At 63.3% G+C, this 17017-nt stretch carries 17 protein-coding genes; 1 reads left to right on the top strand and 16 read right to left on the bottom strand.

What is annotated here, in order from left to right; translation table 11 throughout:
• Positions 1-13: 13 nt before the first annotated feature.
• The 6 genes from HB375_RS12655 to eno all read right to left on the bottom strand — a co-directional run bounded on the left by HB375_RS12655 (position 14) and on the right by eno (position 5402).
• A complete protein-coding gene (locus HB375_RS12655) occupies positions 14-310 on the bottom strand; it encodes a DUF5076 domain-containing protein (RefSeq protein ID WP_167673370.1) in 297 nt (98 codons plus the stop codon).
• Positions 311-313: 3 nt separating this feature from the next.
• A complete protein-coding gene (locus HB375_RS12650) occupies positions 314-1705 on the bottom strand; it encodes a pyruvate dehydrogenase complex E1 component subunit beta (RefSeq protein WP_167673369.1) in 1392 nt (463 codons plus the stop codon).
• 57 nt (positions 1706-1762) lie between these two features.
• Complete coding sequence (gene pdhA / locus HB375_RS12645; RefSeq protein WP_246728484.1) at positions 1763-2824, bottom strand: pyruvate dehydrogenase (acetyl-transferring) E1 component subunit alpha; 1062 nt, start codon at positions 2822-2824, stop codon at positions 1763-1765.
• A 172-nt stretch (positions 2825-2996) separates the two neighbouring features.
• Positions 2997-3311 (bottom strand): FtsB family cell division protein, encoded by a 315-nt coding sequence (locus HB375_RS12640; protein ID WP_167673368.1) that lies wholly within the window; start codon positions 3309-3311, stop codon positions 2997-2999.
• Positions 3312-3370: 59 nt separating this feature from the next.
• The gene (locus HB375_RS12635) at positions 3371-3919 is read right to left on the bottom strand and encodes an Hsp20/alpha crystallin family protein (RefSeq protein WP_167673367.1); all 549 of its coding nucleotides are present in this window, start codon (positions 3917-3919) and stop codon (positions 3371-3373) included.
• Between the two features lie 199 nt (positions 3920-4118).
• On the bottom strand, positions 4119-5402 hold the full coding sequence (gene eno / locus HB375_RS12630) for a phosphopyruvate hydratase (protein ID WP_167673366.1): 1284 nt from the start codon (positions 5400-5402) through the stop codon (positions 4119-4121).
• 115 nt (positions 5403-5517) lie between these two features.
• Here eno and queF point away from each other — a divergent pair, with 115 nt between their 5' ends.
• A complete protein-coding gene (queF, locus tag HB375_RS12625) occupies positions 5518-5970 on the top strand; it encodes a preQ(1) synthase (RefSeq protein WP_167673365.1) in 453 nt (150 codons plus the stop codon).
• Here queF and HB375_RS12620 read toward each other — a convergent pair.
• The 10 genes from HB375_RS12620 to nuoN all read right to left on the bottom strand — a co-directional run bounded on the left by HB375_RS12620 (position 5952) and on the right by nuoN (position 17011).
• A complete protein-coding gene (locus HB375_RS12620) occupies positions 5952-7124 on the bottom strand; it encodes an MFS transporter (protein ID WP_167673364.1) in 1173 nt (390 codons plus the stop codon). The two genes, queF and HB375_RS12620, sit on opposite strands and share 19 nt — an antisense overlap.
• A 288-nt stretch (positions 7125-7412) precedes the next feature.
• The gene (kdsA, locus tag HB375_RS12615) at positions 7413-8252 is read right to left on the bottom strand and encodes a 3-deoxy-8-phosphooctulonate synthase (RefSeq protein ID WP_167673363.1); all 840 of its coding nucleotides are present in this window, start codon (positions 8250-8252) and stop codon (positions 7413-7415) included.
• Positions 8253-8314: 62 nt separating this feature from the next.
• Positions 8315-9010, bottom strand: a complete 696-nt coding sequence (locus HB375_RS12610; RefSeq protein ID WP_167673362.1) for an ABC transporter ATP-binding protein — start codon at positions 9008-9010, stop codon at positions 8315-8317.
• A gap of 4 nt (positions 9011-9014) precedes the next feature.
• Complete coding sequence (locus HB375_RS12605) at positions 9015-10286, bottom strand: lipoprotein-releasing ABC transporter permease subunit (protein WP_167673361.1); 1272 nt, start codon at positions 10284-10286, stop codon at positions 9015-9017.
• 158 nt (positions 10287-10444) lie between these two features.
• The gene (gene proS / locus HB375_RS12600) at positions 10445-11776 is read right to left on the bottom strand and encodes a proline--tRNA ligase (protein ID WP_167673360.1); all 1332 of its coding nucleotides are present in this window, start codon (positions 11774-11776) and stop codon (positions 10445-10447) included.
• A gap of 533 nt (positions 11777-12309) precedes the next feature.
• On the bottom strand, positions 12310-12645 hold the full coding sequence (locus tag HB375_RS12595; RefSeq protein WP_167673359.1) for a DUF1467 family protein: 336 nt from the start codon (positions 12643-12645) through the stop codon (positions 12310-12312).
• A 9-nt stretch (positions 12646-12654) separates the two neighbouring features.
• On the bottom strand, positions 12655-13059 hold the full coding sequence (mce, locus tag HB375_RS12590; protein WP_167673358.1) for a methylmalonyl-CoA epimerase: 405 nt from the start codon (positions 13057-13059) through the stop codon (positions 12655-12657).
• Positions 13060-13079: 20 nt separating this feature from the next.
• On the bottom strand, positions 13080-14747 hold the full coding sequence (locus HB375_RS12585; protein ID WP_167673357.1) for a ribonuclease J: 1668 nt from the start codon (positions 14745-14747) through the stop codon (positions 13080-13082).
• Positions 14748-14780: 33 nt separating this feature from the next.
• Positions 14781-15569, bottom strand: coding sequence for a biotin--[acetyl-CoA-carboxylase] ligase (locus HB375_RS12580; protein ID WP_343232411.1), 789 nt, complete (start codon positions 15567-15569; stop codon positions 14781-14783).
• Positions 15570-15571: 2 nt separating this feature from the next.
• The gene (nuoN, locus tag HB375_RS12575) at positions 15572-17011 is read right to left on the bottom strand and encodes an NADH-quinone oxidoreductase subunit NuoN (RefSeq protein WP_167673356.1); all 1440 of its coding nucleotides are present in this window, start codon (positions 17009-17011) and stop codon (positions 15572-15574) included.
• Positions 17012-17017 lie beyond the last annotated feature (6 nt).

The following is a 17017-nucleotide window of genomic DNA, read 5'->3' as shown; positions in this document are numbered from 1 at the left end:
TGAGCTAAATTATCTAGTTGAGCGATGGAGACGTGTCGGAGCCGGAGCTGTCATCCTGCTCGGACTGAATGCCCGCGATGATCTCGGCCAGGGCTTCCTCCTCCGAGAGGTCGGTTTCCATGGCATAGACGCGCGCAGCGTGGTGGGCGAGATCGACGAGAAGCACGCCCCAGGTGAACGGATCGTCGAAGGCGCGGCGCAGCGCGATGCTCACCGCCCCATCGACCACCGAAGCCCGCAAAATCTCGACGCCGCCCTTTTCGAGGGCGTCAGGCGGAACGTTGAGGGCTTCGAATTTTTTGTCCGCCATGGATCACCGATACGTCACAGCCTTCACGGCCTGCACCACTTCATCGACGTTCGGCAGTGCGAGCTTTTCGAGGTTGGCGGCGTAGGGCATGGGCACGTCCTTGCCCGTCACGCGAATGACCGGCGCGTCAAGATAGTCGAAGGCCTTCTCCATGATCCGCGCGGCGATTTCAGCACCGACGCCGGATTGCGGATAGCCCTCTTCCACCGTCACGCAGCGGCCGGTCTTCATGACCGATGCGACGACGGTGTCGGTGTCCATCGGACGGATGGTGCGCAGGTCGATGATTTCCACATCGATGCCTTCCTTCTCCAGCGCCTCGGCGGCCTTGATCGCGTAGGTCATGCCGATGCCGAAGGAGACGATGGTGACGTCCTTGCCCTGACGATGAACGCGCGCCTTGCCGATGGGCAGGGTGAAATCGTCCATCACCGGCACCGGGAACGAGTGGCCGTAGAGGATCTCGTTTTCCAGGAAGATGACCGGGTTCGGATCGCGGATCGCGCTCTTCAAGAGGCCCTTCGCATCGGCGGCGCTGTAAGGCACCACGACCTTGAGGCCGGGAATGGCGGAATACCACGCCGCATAGTCCTGGCTGTGCTGCGCGGCCACGCGGGCCGCAGCGCCGTTCGGGCCACGGAACACGATGGGCGCGCCGAGCTGGCCGCCGGACATGTAGAGGGTCTTGGCCGCCGAGTTGATGATCTGGTCAATCGCCTGCATGGCGAAGTTGAAGGTCATGAACTCGACGATGGGGCGAAGGCCGGTGAACGCTGCACCAACGCCGACACCGGCAAAGCCGTGCTCGGTGATCGGCGTGTCGATCACGCGCCTGGCGCCGAATTCCTGCAGGAGCCCTTGCGTCACCTTGTAGGCGCCCTGATACTCCGCAACTTCCTCGCCCATGACGAAGACATCGCCATCGCGGCGCATCTCTTCGGCCATGGCATCGCGAAGCGCTTCGCGCACGGTCATGTTGACCATTTCCGTGCCGGCCGGAACTTCGAGACCCGCGTCGTAAACCGCAGCGGGTGCAGCCGGAGCCGCAGGCACGGTTGCCGGAGCAGGCGCGCTCACCGGAGCGGGAGCCGCTGCGGGCGGGGCCACGAGGTCCGGCATCTTGGCGCTGGCGACGGCGGAAGCGAGATCCTCGCCCTCACCTGCCAGAACCGCGATGGGCGTATTGACGGCCACGTTGTCGGTGCCGTCACCGACCAGAATCTTAGCGAGGACACCTTCGTCCACCGCCTCGACTTCCATCGTCGCCTTGTCGGTTTCGATTTCGGCCAGCACGTCGCCGGGCTTGACCTTGTCGCCTTCTTTTTTCAGCCACTTGGCCAGTTTGCCCTGCTCCATCGTCGGGGAGAGCGCGGGCATGAGAATGTCAATCGCCATGGAAGACTCGTTTTTCCAGTTACGCTTTCGGCGAATTCTTCAAAACGCTAAGCGCGCTTAGAGCAGAATGTCGGTGTAAAGCTCGGACGGATCGGGCTCCGGATCGTGCGTGGCGAACTCGGCCGCCTCGTTGACGATCTCGCGCACCTTGCCGTCGATCACCTTCAGCTCGTCTTCCGACAGCTTCCAGCTTTCCAGAAGGCGGCGGCGGACCTGCTCGATGGGATCGTGCTCCTCGCGCATGCGGGTCACTTCATCCTTCGTGCGGTACTTCGCAGGATCGGACATGGAGTGGCCGCGATAGCGATACGTCTGCATCTCGAGGATGTACGGGCCCTTGCCGGAACGCGCATGTTCCATGGCACGCTGGCCGGCCGCGTAAACCGCGCGCACGTCCATGCCATCCACCTGCTCGCCGGGGATGTTGAAGGACACGCCGCGCTTCGAGAAATCGGTCTGCGCCGAGGCGCGGTTCACCGCCGTGCCCATGGCGTAACGGTTGTTCTCGATCACGTACACGACGGGCAGCTTCCACAGCTCCGCCATGTTGAAGCTCTCGTAGACCTGGCCCTGGTTGGCCGCGCCGTCACCGAAATAGGTCAGGCAGACATTGCCGTTGTTGCGATAGCGATTCGCGAACGCGATGCCTGTGCCGAGCGACACCTGCGCGCCGACGATGCCGTGGCCGCCGTAAAAGTGCTTCTCTTTCGAGAACATGTGCATCGAGCCGCCCTTGCCTTTCGACAAGCCGCCGCGACGCCCCGTGAGTTCCGCCATGACGCCCTTCGCGTCCATGCCGGAGGCCAGCATGTGGCCGTGATCACGATAGCCGGTGATGAGCTGATCGCCCTCTTTCGTGGCCATCTGCATGCCGACGACGACCGCTTCCTGCCCGATATAGAGATGGCAGAAGCCGCCGATGAGGCCCATGCCGTACATCTGGCCGGACTTCTCCTCGAAGCGCCGGATCAGCAGCATCTCGTGATAGGCCGCGAGATCCTGAGCCTTGTCGAATTGGGGGGTATTGGGGGCGGCCTTACGGGCCAAAGTTTTATTGGGCGTGGACTTGCCAGCCGCGCTCGATCCGGCGCGGCCCGCCTTGCGGGCAGCAACAGCCATCGGGTCCTCCGAAGGGGTTTCCTCGACGAAAGTTGTAGCGCAGTCGGAATCGGAAAGCGAGAGGGTTCAAGCCGTGTTTCAATAACACAGTGAACGCCGTAAGTGATTGTCTTTTATTATTTATTTTCGATCAACTCGATTTAAGTTAAGTGGAAATTTTGGACACTTTGGCTCATTGCCCGGTGATGATGACGAGATCGTTGCGGTGCACACGACCCAGCATGATGCGGGCACGTTCCTCAAGGAGATCGCGGTCGATCTGGTCGCTCCGCAGCAGCGCAATCCGGCGCTCCCAATCGGCGCGCTCGGTCTTCACGGCTTCGAGTTCGCGCGTGAGATCGGCGGCCTGCGCCTCGAACTGCTCGCGCGCCTCGATACCGCGCGCGCCGCTATGGGCGTGATGCACGAAATAACCCACCACGCCCGCTGAGACGCTGTAGACCAGCAGCGGGATCAGAATTTTGCGGGCGCGTCGGCGAACAACCATGCCCGACTCATAAACCCGCTTGGTTAAAGAGCCGTTAGGACTTTCCCAATCGTGAAGCGCTACGAGGCTTTGCCACCGGCCTTTGGAGCCGCCGCGGAACCGGCGCCTGCCTCGACCTGGATGCGGTGGGAGCGCTCCTGTTCCTTGCTCTTGGGCAGATGAATCATCAGCACGCCGTTCTCGAAACTCGCCTTCACCTGATCGGGGTTGATCATATAGGGCAGCCGCAAGGACCGTTGGAACGTGCCGAAGGAGCGCTCCACGAAGTGGAAATCCTCCTTCTCTTCCTTGCGCTCGAATTTCTTCTCGGCCCGGATGGTCAGCATGTCGTTCTCGAGATTGACGTCAATATCCTTTTCCGACACGCCGGGCATTTCCGCGGAAATGAGCATCTCGTTTTCGGTCTCGCTGACGTTGACTCTCGGCATCAACATCATGCCGCCGGCTGGCGTTTCCGGCATGGTGAGCACGCCCCCGCCTCCGCCGCCGCGAAGCACGTCATCGAACAGGCGGTTCATTTCGCGATGCAGCGACGTGAACGGGTCCTGCCCGAAGCTCATCTCCATGGGCAAGCCAAAGCGATAGGGGGATAAGGGATTGCGGGCCATGACGTTCTCCGTGATCGGTGCAGCGCCTCTTGGCAGGCGCACACCCTCTCAACGCGTTATGAACCTCACGGTTTCTTGAGAATGGGGGCGTTTGAGGGGCGCTCCAGCGCTTCCCTCCTCTTCGCGGAAGGGAAAAGACGGTGCGCAAAAAGAAGGCCGGGACATGCCCGGCCGACTTTTCTTCAAATTATCTGAGCCCTTACGCCAGCGCCTTCAGAGCGGCGCGGCCCGCATACTTGGCTTGCGAGCCCAACTCCTCCTCGATGCGGATGAGCTGGTTGTACTTGGCCAGCCGGTCCGAACGGGCGAGCGAGCCGGTCTTGATCTGTCCGCAGTTCGTGGCCACCGCGAGGTCGGCGATGGTCGAGTCTTCCGTCTCGCCGGAGCGGTGGGACATGACGGCGGTGTAGCCCGCGCGCTGGGCCATATCGACGGCGGCCAGCGTCTCGGTGAGCGAGCCGATCTGGTTCACCTTCACGAGCAGCGAGTTCGCCACGCCCTTCTTGATGCCCTGCGACAGGCGGGTGACGTTGGTCACGAACAGATCGTCCCCGACGAGCTGGCACTTGGAGCCGACGAGGTCGGTGATGGCCTTCCAGCCCTCCCAATCGTCCTCGGACATGCCGTCCTCAATGGTGGCGATGGGATAGGCGGCGACGAGCTTGGCGAGGTACTCGGCCTGCTGAACGGGGCTGAGTTTTTTCCCATCACCTTCATAGACATACGCGCCGTTCTTAAAGAATTCTGTCGCCGCGCAGTCGAGACCGATCACCATGTCCTGGCCCGGCTTGTAGCCCGCCTGCTCGATGGACTTCATGATGAAGTCGAGCGCCGCTTCCGCGCTCGGCAGGTTCGGGGCGAAACCGCCCTCGTCGCCCACGTTGGTGTTGTGGCCTGCGTCCTTGAGGGCTTTCTTCAGGGTGTGGAACACCTCCGCGCCCATGCGGACCGCTTCCGACAGGGTCGGCGCGCCGACCGGCATGATCATGAATTCCTGGAAGTCGATGGGGTTATCCGCGTGCGCACCGCCGTTGATGATGTTCATCATCGGAACGGGGAGCACATGGGCCTGCGTGCCGCCGACATAGCGGTAGAGCGGCAGCGCCGCCGCGTCGGCCGCAGCCTTCGCGACCGCGAGCGACACGCCCAAAATGGCGTTCGCGCCAAGGCGGGCTTTGTTGGGGGTGCCGTCCAGCTCGATCATCGTCTCGTCGATGGCGATCTGCTCTTCCGCATCCATACCGCCGATGGCGTCCAGAATGTCGTTATTGACGGCCTCGACGGCCTTCAGAACGCCCTTGCCGAGATACTTGGACTTGTCGCCGTCGCGCAGTTCGACCGCCTCATGCGCGCCCGTGGACGCGCCCGACGGCACCGCTGCGCGGCCCATGGAGCCGTCTTCGAGGGTCACATCCACCTCGACGGTGGGGTTGCCACGGCTGTCCAAAATCTGGCGGGCGTGGACGTCGATAATCGCGGTCATAAGATCAGGCTCCCTAAAGTGCGGCCTCAAGTCGTGCTCGTGGCTTATTGACCGAAATGCGCAGGTGAGCAAGGACGATGGGAAGTTTCACCACAACCATTCAAGGCGATCTGCAGTGACGGACACGCATCTCCAACTCGGCCAGGCCAGCGCCCTGCCCCAATCCCCCGAGGAAGCCAAGCTCGACCGGGTGCCGAACCCCCATACGGACACGGATTATCTGGCGCGCTTCACCGTTCCCGAATTCACGTCCCTTTGCCCGGTCACCGGCCAGCCGGATTTCGCGATCCTGGTGATCGACTACGTGCCCGGCCCATGGCTGGTCGAGTCGAAGTCGCTGAAGCTCTACATGCACAGCTTCCGCAACCACGGCGCGTTCCATGAGGATTGCACGGTCGCCATCGGCAAGCGGCTCGCGACGCTTCTCGAGCCGCGCTTCCTGCGTATCGGCGGCTATTGGTATCCGCGCGGCGGCATTCCTATCGACGTTTTTTGGCAGACGGGCGAGATGCCGAAGAACCTGTGGCTGCCGGACCAGGGCGTCGCGCCTTACCGGGCGCGCACCTGAATCGCCGGACGCCGCAGCACCATCGAGGCGGTGAGCCCGACGCCGAGGATCACGAGAGCGGCCATCGCCGTCGAGGCCGTGAGACCGACATGGCGCAGGCCGAAGCCCATGAAGACGACGCCGAGCGCCTGACCGCAGAAGAACGAGAAGGCGTGGAGCGCCACCGCCGAAGCGCGGGCATGAGGCGCGACCTCCGTCACCTGCACCTGGAAGGTGTTGTGCAGCATGTAGAAGCCGAGGCCCATTGAAAGCATGGCGATGGCATCGACCTTCCAGTCGCCGCCGAAGCCCATGGTGATGAGGGCAGCAGCTGCGAACAGGCCGCCGCCCGCCACGATGCGGGCGATGCCGAGCCGACGCAGCATGACGCCGACAAGCGCAGAATAGACGAGACCACCGATGGCAAAGCCGCCGATGGCGAAACCAGCCTCGGCCGGACCGCCCCCACCGCGCTCCTCCAACAGCGGCGCGACATAGCGAAAGATGCCGAAGATCGCGATTGCCTCGGTGAAAACGAAACTGAAGAGCGCGAGCGCACGCGGGTTGGAGAGGATGTCGCGATAGCGCGTGATGGCGCTTTGCAAATCGAACTTGCCGCCCGCCTTCGCGCCTCGAAAGCCGATGAGCGTCGCCGCAAGCGCGCAGGCCATCATGGTCGTGGACAGCGCAAAGACGCCGCGCCAGCCGATCATCTCGGCCAAGAGGCCGGCAAACGACGACCCTGCCAACTGCCCCACGATGACCGCCACGAGATAGCGGCTCAAGGCCACTTGCCTCTGCGCGACCTCCACCCGGTCGCCGATGAGCGCGATGGAGAGCGGCACTGCACCGCCCGCCGCCGCGCCCGCGATGATGCGCAGGCCGAACAGCGTCTGCGCATCCGGCGCAAGAAAGGAACAGGCAAGCGCTACAAAGAGGATCGAAAGCGCCACCTTCATGACCTGCTCTTTGCCGAGCGCATCGCCGATGGGCCCGAGGACCGGCTGGACGAAGGCGTAAGGCAGTGTGAAGGCAGCGGAGAGCAGCGCGATGGTCTGCGGATCGGAGTGCAGATCCCGCGCGATCACACCAACCATCGGCTCCACGGCGCGAGACGAAAACGTCCCCGCAAAGCCGCTCGTGCCGAGGATCAGGATGAGATTGCGAGAGGACATGGCGTTTGGTTCACACAGGGTCGGGAGAAGCCTTTCGCTTCTTATCACGACCCTGCCGTAAGACGACCAGCGGGAACACAGTGACGTCCCTGCTCTCCGTGCATGGCCAGTCATCGCCTGCCCCCGCCTGGAAGAGAAAGTGGCGTTGCGCCTCCCCTTTTGTCATCACCGGGCTTGTTCCGGTGATCTCGATCCCTTTCGCGTCGCGGGTCCAAAATCGAGATGGCCGGGACGAGCCCGGCCATGACAAAGGTGTTCGGTCGGTATCGTCCAGGCTGTTGGTACGCCTTATCCCTTCGCCAACGCGTCGAACGCCTTGAGCTGGGCCAGAAGCCCTTCCAGCTCCTTCAGCGGCACCATATTGGGGCCGTCGGAGGGGGCCTTGTCCGGGTCCTGGTGGGTTTCGATGAAGAGGCCCGCCACGCCGACAGCGACGGCGGCGCGGGCGAGGACCGGGACGAACTCGCGCTGGCCGCCGGAGGTCGCGCCCTTGCCGCCGGGCTGCTGCACCGAATGGGTGGCGTCAAAGATCACGGGCGCGCCGGTTTCCGCCATGATCGGCAGGGAGCGCATGTCGGAGACGAGAGTGTTGTACCCGAAGGACGCGCCGCGCTCGGTGAGCATGACGTTGGGGTTGCCCGTGCCCGTCACTTTGGCCGCGACGTTCGCCATGTCCCATGGAGCCAGAAACTGCCCCTTCTTCACGTTGACAACGCGGCCCGTCTTGGCGGCCGCGACCAGAAGGTCGGTCTGGCGGCAGAGGAAGGCCGGGATCTGGAGAATATCCACCACCTCGCCGACGATGGCGCATTGCTCGTTCTCGTGCACGTCGGTGACGACGGGAAGCCCGAGCTTCTCCTTCACCTCGGCGAAGACCGAAAGCGCCTTGTCGAGGCCGATGCCGCGACCGCTGGAAAGTGACGTCCGGTTCGCCTTGTCGAAGGAGGACTTATAGACGAGGCCCATGCCGAGCTTCGTCGTGATTTCCTTGAGCGCGGTCGCCATTTCGAGCGCGTGCTCGCGGCTTTCCATGGCGCAGGGCCCGGCGATGATGCTGAGCGGGAGATGATTGCCGAAGCGGACGGAGCCGGCCTCGACGATGGCGGAGCGGGATTTCATATCGGTCATGGCCGTGACCTAGCCTGTTTGCGGGAAAAGGCAAAGAGGCAAGACGCCTCCTGCCAAGAGGATCAGCGCAGCTGGACGATCTGCCCCTCGCGGATGGTGACGCGGCGGTCCATGCGGGCGGCGAGGTCCATGTTGTGGGTGGCGATCAGCGCCGCAAGCTTCGAGGCGCGGACGATGGAGACGAGGGTCTGGAAGACGCGGTCCGCCGTGTTCGGGTCGAGATTGCCAGTAGGCTCATCGGCCAGCAGCAGGCGCGGTGCGTTGGCGACCGCGCGGGCGATGGCGACGCGCTGCTGCTCACCGCCTGAGAGTTCGCCGGGGCGGTTTTCGAGCCTTTTGCCGAGGCCGAGGAAGGTCAGGATCTGCTTACCGCGATCCCGCGCCTCGGTCTTCGGCAGTCCGCGAATGAGCTGCGGAATGACGACGTTTTCCAGCGCAGAAAATTCGGGCAGCAGGTGGTGGAACTGATAGACGAAGCCTAGTTCCTCGCGCCGCACGCGTGTGCGCTCGTGATCGTTCATGCTCGCGGTCGGCTTGCCGCCGACATAGACCTCGCCGCCATCGGGCTTTTCGAGCAGGCCCGCCACATGGAGCAGGGTCGATTTGCCGGTGCCGGAAGGCGCAATCAGCGCCACGATCTCGCCTGGCCAGATCGCGAGGTCCGCACTGCGCAAGACTTCGAGAAAGCCCTCCCCTTGCGGGTAGCGGCGCTCGACTTTCGACAGGAACAAGGCGGGTTGGGGCTGGCCGGAGGACATAGTTTCACCCGTAGCGCAGCGCTTCGACCGGATCGAGCTTCGCGGCCTTCCAGGATGGGTACAGAGTGGCGAGAAGCGAAAGACCCAGCGCCATGGCGAGAACGGTCGTCACCTCTCCACTGTCGATCTCTGCGGGCACTTGAGACAGGAACCGCACCGTCGGATCCCACAAATCCCGGTTCAGCAGCCACGAAATGAAGCTTTGAATGCGCTGAATGTTGAGCGTGAACGCAATGCCGAGGAAGAACCCGGCAATCGTGCCGACGATGCCGATGGATGCGCCGGTGATGAGGAACACGCGCATGATCGCGCCGCGCGTCGCGCCCATGGTGCGCAGGATCGCGACATCGCTCGACTTGTCCTTCACCAGCATGATGAGGCCGGAAATGATGTTGAGCGCGGCCACCAGTACGATGAGCGTGAGGATGATGAACATCACGTTGCGCTCCACTTCGAGCGCCGCGAAAAAGGTGCGGTTGCGCTGCCGCCAATCGGTCTGCACGATGGGCCGCCCCGCCGCATCGTCGATGCGGGCGCGCGCCTCGTCCACCTTGTCGGCATTGTTGAGAAAGACCTCGATGACCTGCGCATCATCCGGGCGGTTGAAATAGTTCTGCGCCTCGGCGAGCGGCATATATACGAAGGTCGCGTCGAACTCCGTCATGCCGATCTCGAAGACCGCTTTGACGGGATAGGCCTTTACCCGCGGTGCGGTGCCGAAGGGAGTCGATGCACCGCGCGGCGTGATGAGGGTGAGCGTGTCGCCAGCCTGAAGCGACAACGACTCCGCCAGACGTCGGCCGATGGCGACGCCTTCGCTGCCGTCGAAATTATCGAGCGTGCCCTGGCGGACATTGCCCGCGATGCTGTCGATGCGATGGATGTCCTCGCCGCGGATGCCGCGCACCAGAACGCCGCTGCCGTTATAGGGCGAAGAGCCGAACGCCTGCCCTTCGACCAGCGGCACGGCACGCTTCACGCCTGGCACCGCGGCAATGCGCTTGGCGACATCGGCATAGTCCGTGAGCGGCGAGTCGATGGGCGCAACGAAGATGTGGCCGTTGATGCCGACGATCTTGTCGAGCAGCTCCTTGCGGAACCCGTTCATGACCGAAAGCACGACGATCAGCGTCGCGACGCCCAGCATGATGCCGAGGAAGGAAAAGCCCGCGATGACGGACACGAATCCTTCCCGCCGCCGCGTGCGGAGGTAACGCCCGGCGAGCATCCACTCGAAGAGCGAGAAGGGCTTTGTCCCCTTTGCGGCTTTAACCATGAGCCCCCCAAACGTCCCCTTGCAGGAAGGAGCTAGGGCTGGAGGTAACAAAGCCAAACTGAATGGCTGGCAACGCACCCACCCGACGCATTTGGCGTCGACCTCCCCTCAAGGGGGAGGTGAAAGGGTGCGGCGCTCGCGGGCTTCGCATCGGGACCTTAGCGGGCCTTGCCTGTCAGGCGGGCGACGACGTCGCCGAGCGGCAGCACTTCGCGCTCACCAGTGGCGCGGTGCTTCAGCTCCACCTTGCCCTCGGTCAGCCCCTTCGGGCCGATGAGAACCTGCCACGGAATGCCGATGAGATCGGCGGTGGCGAACTTGCCACCCGGACGCTCGTCGCGGTCGTCATAGAGCACGTCGCGGCCAGCCGCCGTCAGCTCCCGATAGAGCTTGCTCGAGGCCTCGTCGGTGGCCGCATCGCCGACCTTGAGGTTGAGGATGGCGACGTCGAAGGGCGCCACGGCCTCTGGCCAGATGATGCCGTTTTCGTCGTGGCTCGCCTCGATGATCGCGGCGATCAGGCGGCTCGGGCCGATGCCGTAGGAGCCCATGTGGACTTCCTTCTCCTGCCCGTCCGGCCCCATGACCTTCGCGCCCATCGGGGCGGAATACTTGGTGCCGAAATAGAAGATGTGACCGACCTCGATGCCGCGCGCGGACATCTTCTTGTCGGCGGGCATCGCGTCGAAGGCGCCGGCGTCGTGCATCTCGGAGGTGGCGGCGTAGAGCGAGGTCCATTTGTCGACGAGCGTCTGCAGGCCGGGCGCGCTGTCAAAATCCGTATCCGCCGCCGGAATGTCGAAATTGAGATAATCCGCGTGGCAAAACACCTCGCTCTCGCCCGTGGAGGCGAGAATGATGAACTCGTGGCTCAAATCGCCGCCGATGGGGCCGGTATCGGCCCGCATCGGGATTGCCTTCAGGCCCATGCGGGCGAAGGTGCGAAGATAGGCCACAAACATCTTGTTGTAGGAATGCCGAGCACCCGCCTGATCGAGATCGAAGGAATAGGCGTCCTTCATCAAGAACTCGCGCGAGCGCATGACGCCGAAGCGCGGACGCACCTCGTCACGGAACTTCCACTGGATGTGATAGAGGTTCAGCGGCAGGTCCTTGTAGGAGCGCACATAGCCCCGGAAGATCTCCGTGATCATTTCCTCGTTGGTCGGGCCGAAGAGCATCTCGCGCTCGTGCCGGTCCTGGATGCGCAGCATTTCCTTGCCGTAGGCGTCATAGCGGCCCGATTCCCGCCAGAGGTCCGCCGACTGGATGGTCGGCATCAGCAACTCGACGGCGCCGGAGCGGTTCTGCTCCTCGCGGACGATGGCGTTGACCTTGTTCAAAACCTTCAGGCCCAACGGCAGCCACGCATAGATGCCCGCCGATTCCTGGCGGATCATGCCGGCCCGGAGCATCAGGCGGTGGGAAATGATCTCCGCCTCTTTCGGCGTTTCACGGAGAATGGGCAGGAAAAAGCGGCTCAAACGCATGGAACGCCTTTAATGTCGGTCAGATAGGGAAAGCGGATTGCGACTCGTTTCAAGCACACAACACAGCCATCTGGCAAAAGACAAGCGGTCATTGCCTCGCAGGGCGGCAACACGCGTCTAATACGAAAGGTCAATACGACCTGTGCCAAAAAAAGCATCAATCCATGCCCAAAAATGATGACAGGAGCATGTAAGGTGGCTATAAACAGCCCAATACGTCTTTAGACTTCCTTAAAAAGGTCAGAGGCTACGGTCCGAGTTTCGGGAGGAACAAGATCCTCGTGCGCCGCAAATAGGCGACGGCATTAGAAAGCCAAGGATCAACAAGCCAAAAGGCAGTTCAGGCAAGGCGAAAGCCTTGCTTTTTTCTTTTTGGCACCCACCCCTCCGGCCAGATGGCCCGCCCCTTACGCCTCATCCGTCCCGCCCCCGAGACCACGCCTTTTAGGGTTCTCCCAAAAACAAAGATGGCCGGGACGAGCCCGGCCATGACAATGAGGATGGCGACGCTGTGCGTCTCCCTGACTGAGCGATCAAAGCCCCGAAAGCGGCAGCACGCCTGCGGTGAACACTAGCACCGCCGAGGACACAAAGGTCGTCCAGATGGCTTTCTCGCGCAACGCCGGAGCAGCCGGGGCGCCGGGTTCGGTGCCGTGGGCGACATCACCCACCTCGACCTGGCTGCGTACGCCGAAAGGCAAGATGGCGAAGAGAAGCGTCCACCAGATGACGAAATAGAGGGCTATGCCGCCGCTGATCTTCAGCCCAAAGGCATGGACCACGATGGAAACGGCGATGGCGGACATTACGACGATCACGGCGGATGTCGTCCAGAGCGAATTCGCGATGAATTTAACGAGTTTAATCATGCCCTGCCCTCACGCCTGTTCGAGTTCGATCAATGTGCCGTTGAAGTCCTTGGGGTGCAAGAAAAGCACCGGCTTGCCGTGCGCCCCGATCTTCGGCTCGCCGGCGCCCAGCACCCGCGCGCCGGTTTGGATCAGCCGGTCGCGCGCGGCGGCAATATCCTCCACCTCGTAGCAGATGTGGTGGATGCCCCCATCGGGGTTCTTTTCGAGGAACTTCGCGATGGGAGAGTCCGCGCCCAGCGGCTCCAGAAGCTCGATCTTGGTGTTGGGCAGCGTGATGAAAACGACCGTTACGCCATGGTCAGTCAGCGCCTCCGGCGCGGAAACCTGCGCCCCCAGCGTGTTCCGGTAAAGCGCCGAGGCCGCGCTGATGTCGCGGACGGCGATTGCCACATGATTGAGACGGCCGATCATATCTGCTCCTGTCAGCGCCCCTATACCTCGACGACGAGGACATGGCAGGCGGGTTTCTTGCCCCAGGCCTCGTTGACGGCGGAGCGCACCGCGCGGTGGACGGCGTTTTCCACGGCCTCGGGGTCACGGCGCTTGGATTTCGCCATGCCGTCGAGGGTGTCCGACACGATATCGGCGATGATGTCGCTCAGGTCGTCGCCGTGCCGGTTTCTTTCGGGCAGGCCCATCGTGTCGATGATCGGGTCGCCTGCGATCTCGCCCTTACCGTTGATCGCGATGGCGACCGTGACGATGCCGGCAAACGCGAGCTTGCGCCGCTCAGGCAGTGCCCGCTCGGTCGACGGGATCACGAGATTGCCGTCCTTGTAGAGACGGCCTGCGGGGATCTTGTCGACGATTTCCGGCGTCCCCGGAGCGAGGCGCACGAGCGTTCCGTTCTTGGCGCGCACGACATCCGGCACGCCCTGGGCGCGCGCGAATTTCGCGTGCTCGGCCAGATGCAGCGCCTCGCCGTGCGCGGGGATGGCGATACGCGGACGGGTCCACTCATACATCTGCGCCAACTCGCCCCGGCGCGGATGGCCGGAGACGTGCACGAGATCGGTGCGGTCGGTGATGACCTCGATCCCCTGCTCGATCAGGTTGTTAATGATGGAGCCGATGGCCTTCTCGTTGCCGGGAATGCCGCGGGAGGAAAAAATCGCGCGGTCGCCTGCGGAGAGCGCGATGTCGGGGTGCTCATCCTGCGCCACACGCGAGAGCGCGGCACGGGGCTCGCCTTGCGAGCCAGTGAGAAGCGCCACCACTTTTTCGCGCGGCAGGTAGCCGAAGGTCTCGGAAGAGCGGAATTCCGGCAGGCCTTCGAGATAGCCGCACTCCGTCGCCACATCGACCACGCGGTCCATGGCACGGCCCACCACCACGACCTCGCGGCCGCACTCGCGCGCGGCTTCCGCGATGGAGCGGATGCGGGCCACGTTCGACGCAAAGGTGGTGACCGCCACGCGATGCGGCGCATCCTTGATGAGGACTGCGAGATGCTTTGCGACATCCGCCTCGCTCGGGCTCGTGCCTTCGCGAACCACGTTGGTGGAGTCGCACACCAGCGCCAGCACACCCTCGTCACCGAGCGCGCGGAAATTCGTCTCCGACGTGAGGCTGCCGAGATAAGGCGTGTTGTCGATCTTCCAATCGCCGGTATGCACCACGAGGCCCTGCGGCGTGCGGATGGCGAGCGCGTTCGATTCCGGAATCGAATGCGCCACCGGTACGTATTCCACATCGAACGGCCCGAGCTTCAGGCGATTGCCGGGAACGATCTCGTTGAGGTCGAGCTTGGGTGCATTGGGCTCCGAAAGGCGACGCGTCTCCAGAAGGCCGATGGCGAATTTCGTCGCGTAGATCGGCGCTTGCAGGCGCGGCCACATCTCCACCAGCGCGCCGATGTGGTCTTCGTGCGCGTGGGTGATGAAGATGCCCAGAAGGTTGTGACGCTCTTCCTCGATGAAGCGCAGATCCGGATAGACCAGATCGATGCCGGGAAGATTCTCTTCCCCCCCGAAGCCCATGCCGCAATCGACCAGAATCCATTTGCGATGCGTCTCCGGTCCGAAACCGTAAAGAGCGGCATTCATCCCGATCTCGCCGAGCCCGCCGAGCGGGAGGAAGACCAGTTCATCGTGTGCCATTATCAAACCTTGCCAGCCAGCTCTCAAGCTTGGCTATATCGTACTGAAATTAGGAAAATAAAGATCGCCAGCGTCGACGAGTTCGACCCCCGCGGGGCCTTTCAACTGCAAGCGGCCAGAACGATCAAGTCCCTCGAAGATACCTTTTTTCTCGCCGGATGGAAGGCGAAGGGTCACCTCCCGCCCGACACCAGCCGCCCGCTCCAGCCACAGGCGACGGATAGCGCCGAACGGATCCGCGACATTCATGCGCGACGAGGCGCGCCACGCCGCGAAGGTTTTGGCGAACGCATCGGAGAGCGCGAGGAAAACATCCTCCCGCGTCAAGCCCGACTTGAGGGTCTGCAAGTTCGCCGTCGGGTAAGGCGTACCCTCGGGCGAATAGCAAACGTTGACGCCCATGCCGATGATGATCGCCCTGCGACCCGGCTCGACGCTGTGCCCTTCGAGCAGCAGCCCCGAAACCTTCGCCCCATCGAGGAGAAGATCGTTCGGCCATTTCAAGGACAGGCGCGGCGCCCCGATTCCGGTGACGACCTCGACCGCCTCATGGAGCGCGAGCCCGGCGACAAAACCGAGTTGCGGGGCGACTGCCATCTCGCACGGGTCGAGGAGGAGCAGGCTCGCATAGAGATTGCCGGGGGGCGAAGACCATTGGCGGCCATGCCGCCCCCTCCCCGCATGCTGCTCCGCGGCGACAATCCAGAGCTGGCCCGGATCGCCGGAGCGCGCAGCATCGAGCGCGTCGTCGTTGGTCGAGCCCGTCGCGTCAAGCGAAAGCAGCCGGTATCCGGCTGCCTCGGTCTCGGGCGATAGGCGCACGGTCAGAAGAGCGACCGCGCGGCGGCGCTCGCGGCTGACAAGAGCGGCGCAGGCACGACGCCAAAGAGCACGACGAAAATGCTCGACAGGACGAGAACCAGCTTCACACCGACCGGCATAGCGTCATAACGCTCGCCCGCCTCATCGAAGTACATGACCTTGACGATGCGCAGGTAGTAGTAGGCGCCGACCACGCTGGTGACGACGCCGATGACGGCGAGCGTCACGAGGTTCGCCTTGATGGCGGCGTTGAAGACCACGAACTTGCTGAAGAACCCTGCGAGCGGCGGAATGCCGGCGAGCGAGAACATCATCATCGCTAGCGCGAAGGCCACCCACGGATGCGTGCGGGCAAGGCCCGACAGGTCGTCGACGTTCTCGAACATCACGGTGCCACGACGCAGGAACAGAATGCAGGCGAAGGTGCCGAGCGTCATGGCGAGGTAGATCGACATGTAAACGACGACGCCCTGCACGCCCTCCGGCGTACCGGCCGCAAGGCCGACAAGCGCATAGCCCACGTTACCGATGGAGGAATAGGCCATCAGTCGCTTCAGGTTGCGCTGGCCGATGGCCGCGAACGCACCCAGCGCCATGGAGGCGATGGAGATGAAGACGACGATCTGCTGCCACTGACCGAGGATGCCGGGGAACGCGCCGACGAAGAGGCGCGTCGCCATGGCCATGGCGGCCATCTTCGGCGCAGCCGCGAAGAACGCCGTGACCGGGGTCGGCGAGCCTTCATACACGTCCGGCGTCCACATATGGAACGGCACGGCGGAAATCTTGAAGGCGACGCCGGCGGACACGAACACCAGGCCGAAGATCACGCCGCTGCCGACGTGGCCATGAAGGACCTGCGCGATGCCGGGGAAGGACACGGTGCCGGTGAACCCGTAAACCAGCGACGCGCCGTAGAGAAGCATGCCGGAGGAGAGCGCGCCGAGCACGAAGTACTTCAGGCCCGCTTCCGTGGAGCGCACGTTGTCCCGGTCGATGGCCGCGATGACGTAGGACGAGAGGCTGAGTAACTCGAGGCCGAGATAGAGCGCGATGAGATCGTTCGCCGAGACGACCACCAGCATGCCGATGGTCGCGAGCACGATGAGGATCGGATACTCGAAGCGGTCGATGCCCTCGCGGCGCATGTAGTCCATGGAGAGGATGACGCCGCCCGCCGAGGCGATGAGCGTCAGGGCCTTCATGAACTTGGCGAAGGGGTCGATCACGAACGATCCGCTCATGGTCTCGACGCGCCCGACGGGGAGCGACAGGACCGCGAGGAAGGCAACGGCGAGAAGCGCGAGAGCGGCGATGCTCATGACGCCGGCCGACCGCTCGCCGCGAATGGCGCCGAACAGGACGAGCACGAGAACACCGGCGGCCAGGATGATTTCCGGCAGCAGAGGACCAAAAGCGGGAATGGCGAGGGCGGTATTCATCGTGAC

Source organism: Microvirga terricola, assembly GCF_011777495.1.
Taxonomy (GTDB): Bacteria; Pseudomonadota; Alphaproteobacteria; order Rhizobiales; family Beijerinckiaceae; genus Microvirga; species Microvirga terricola.
This window is presented reverse-complemented; position numbering and strand designations above follow the sequence as displayed.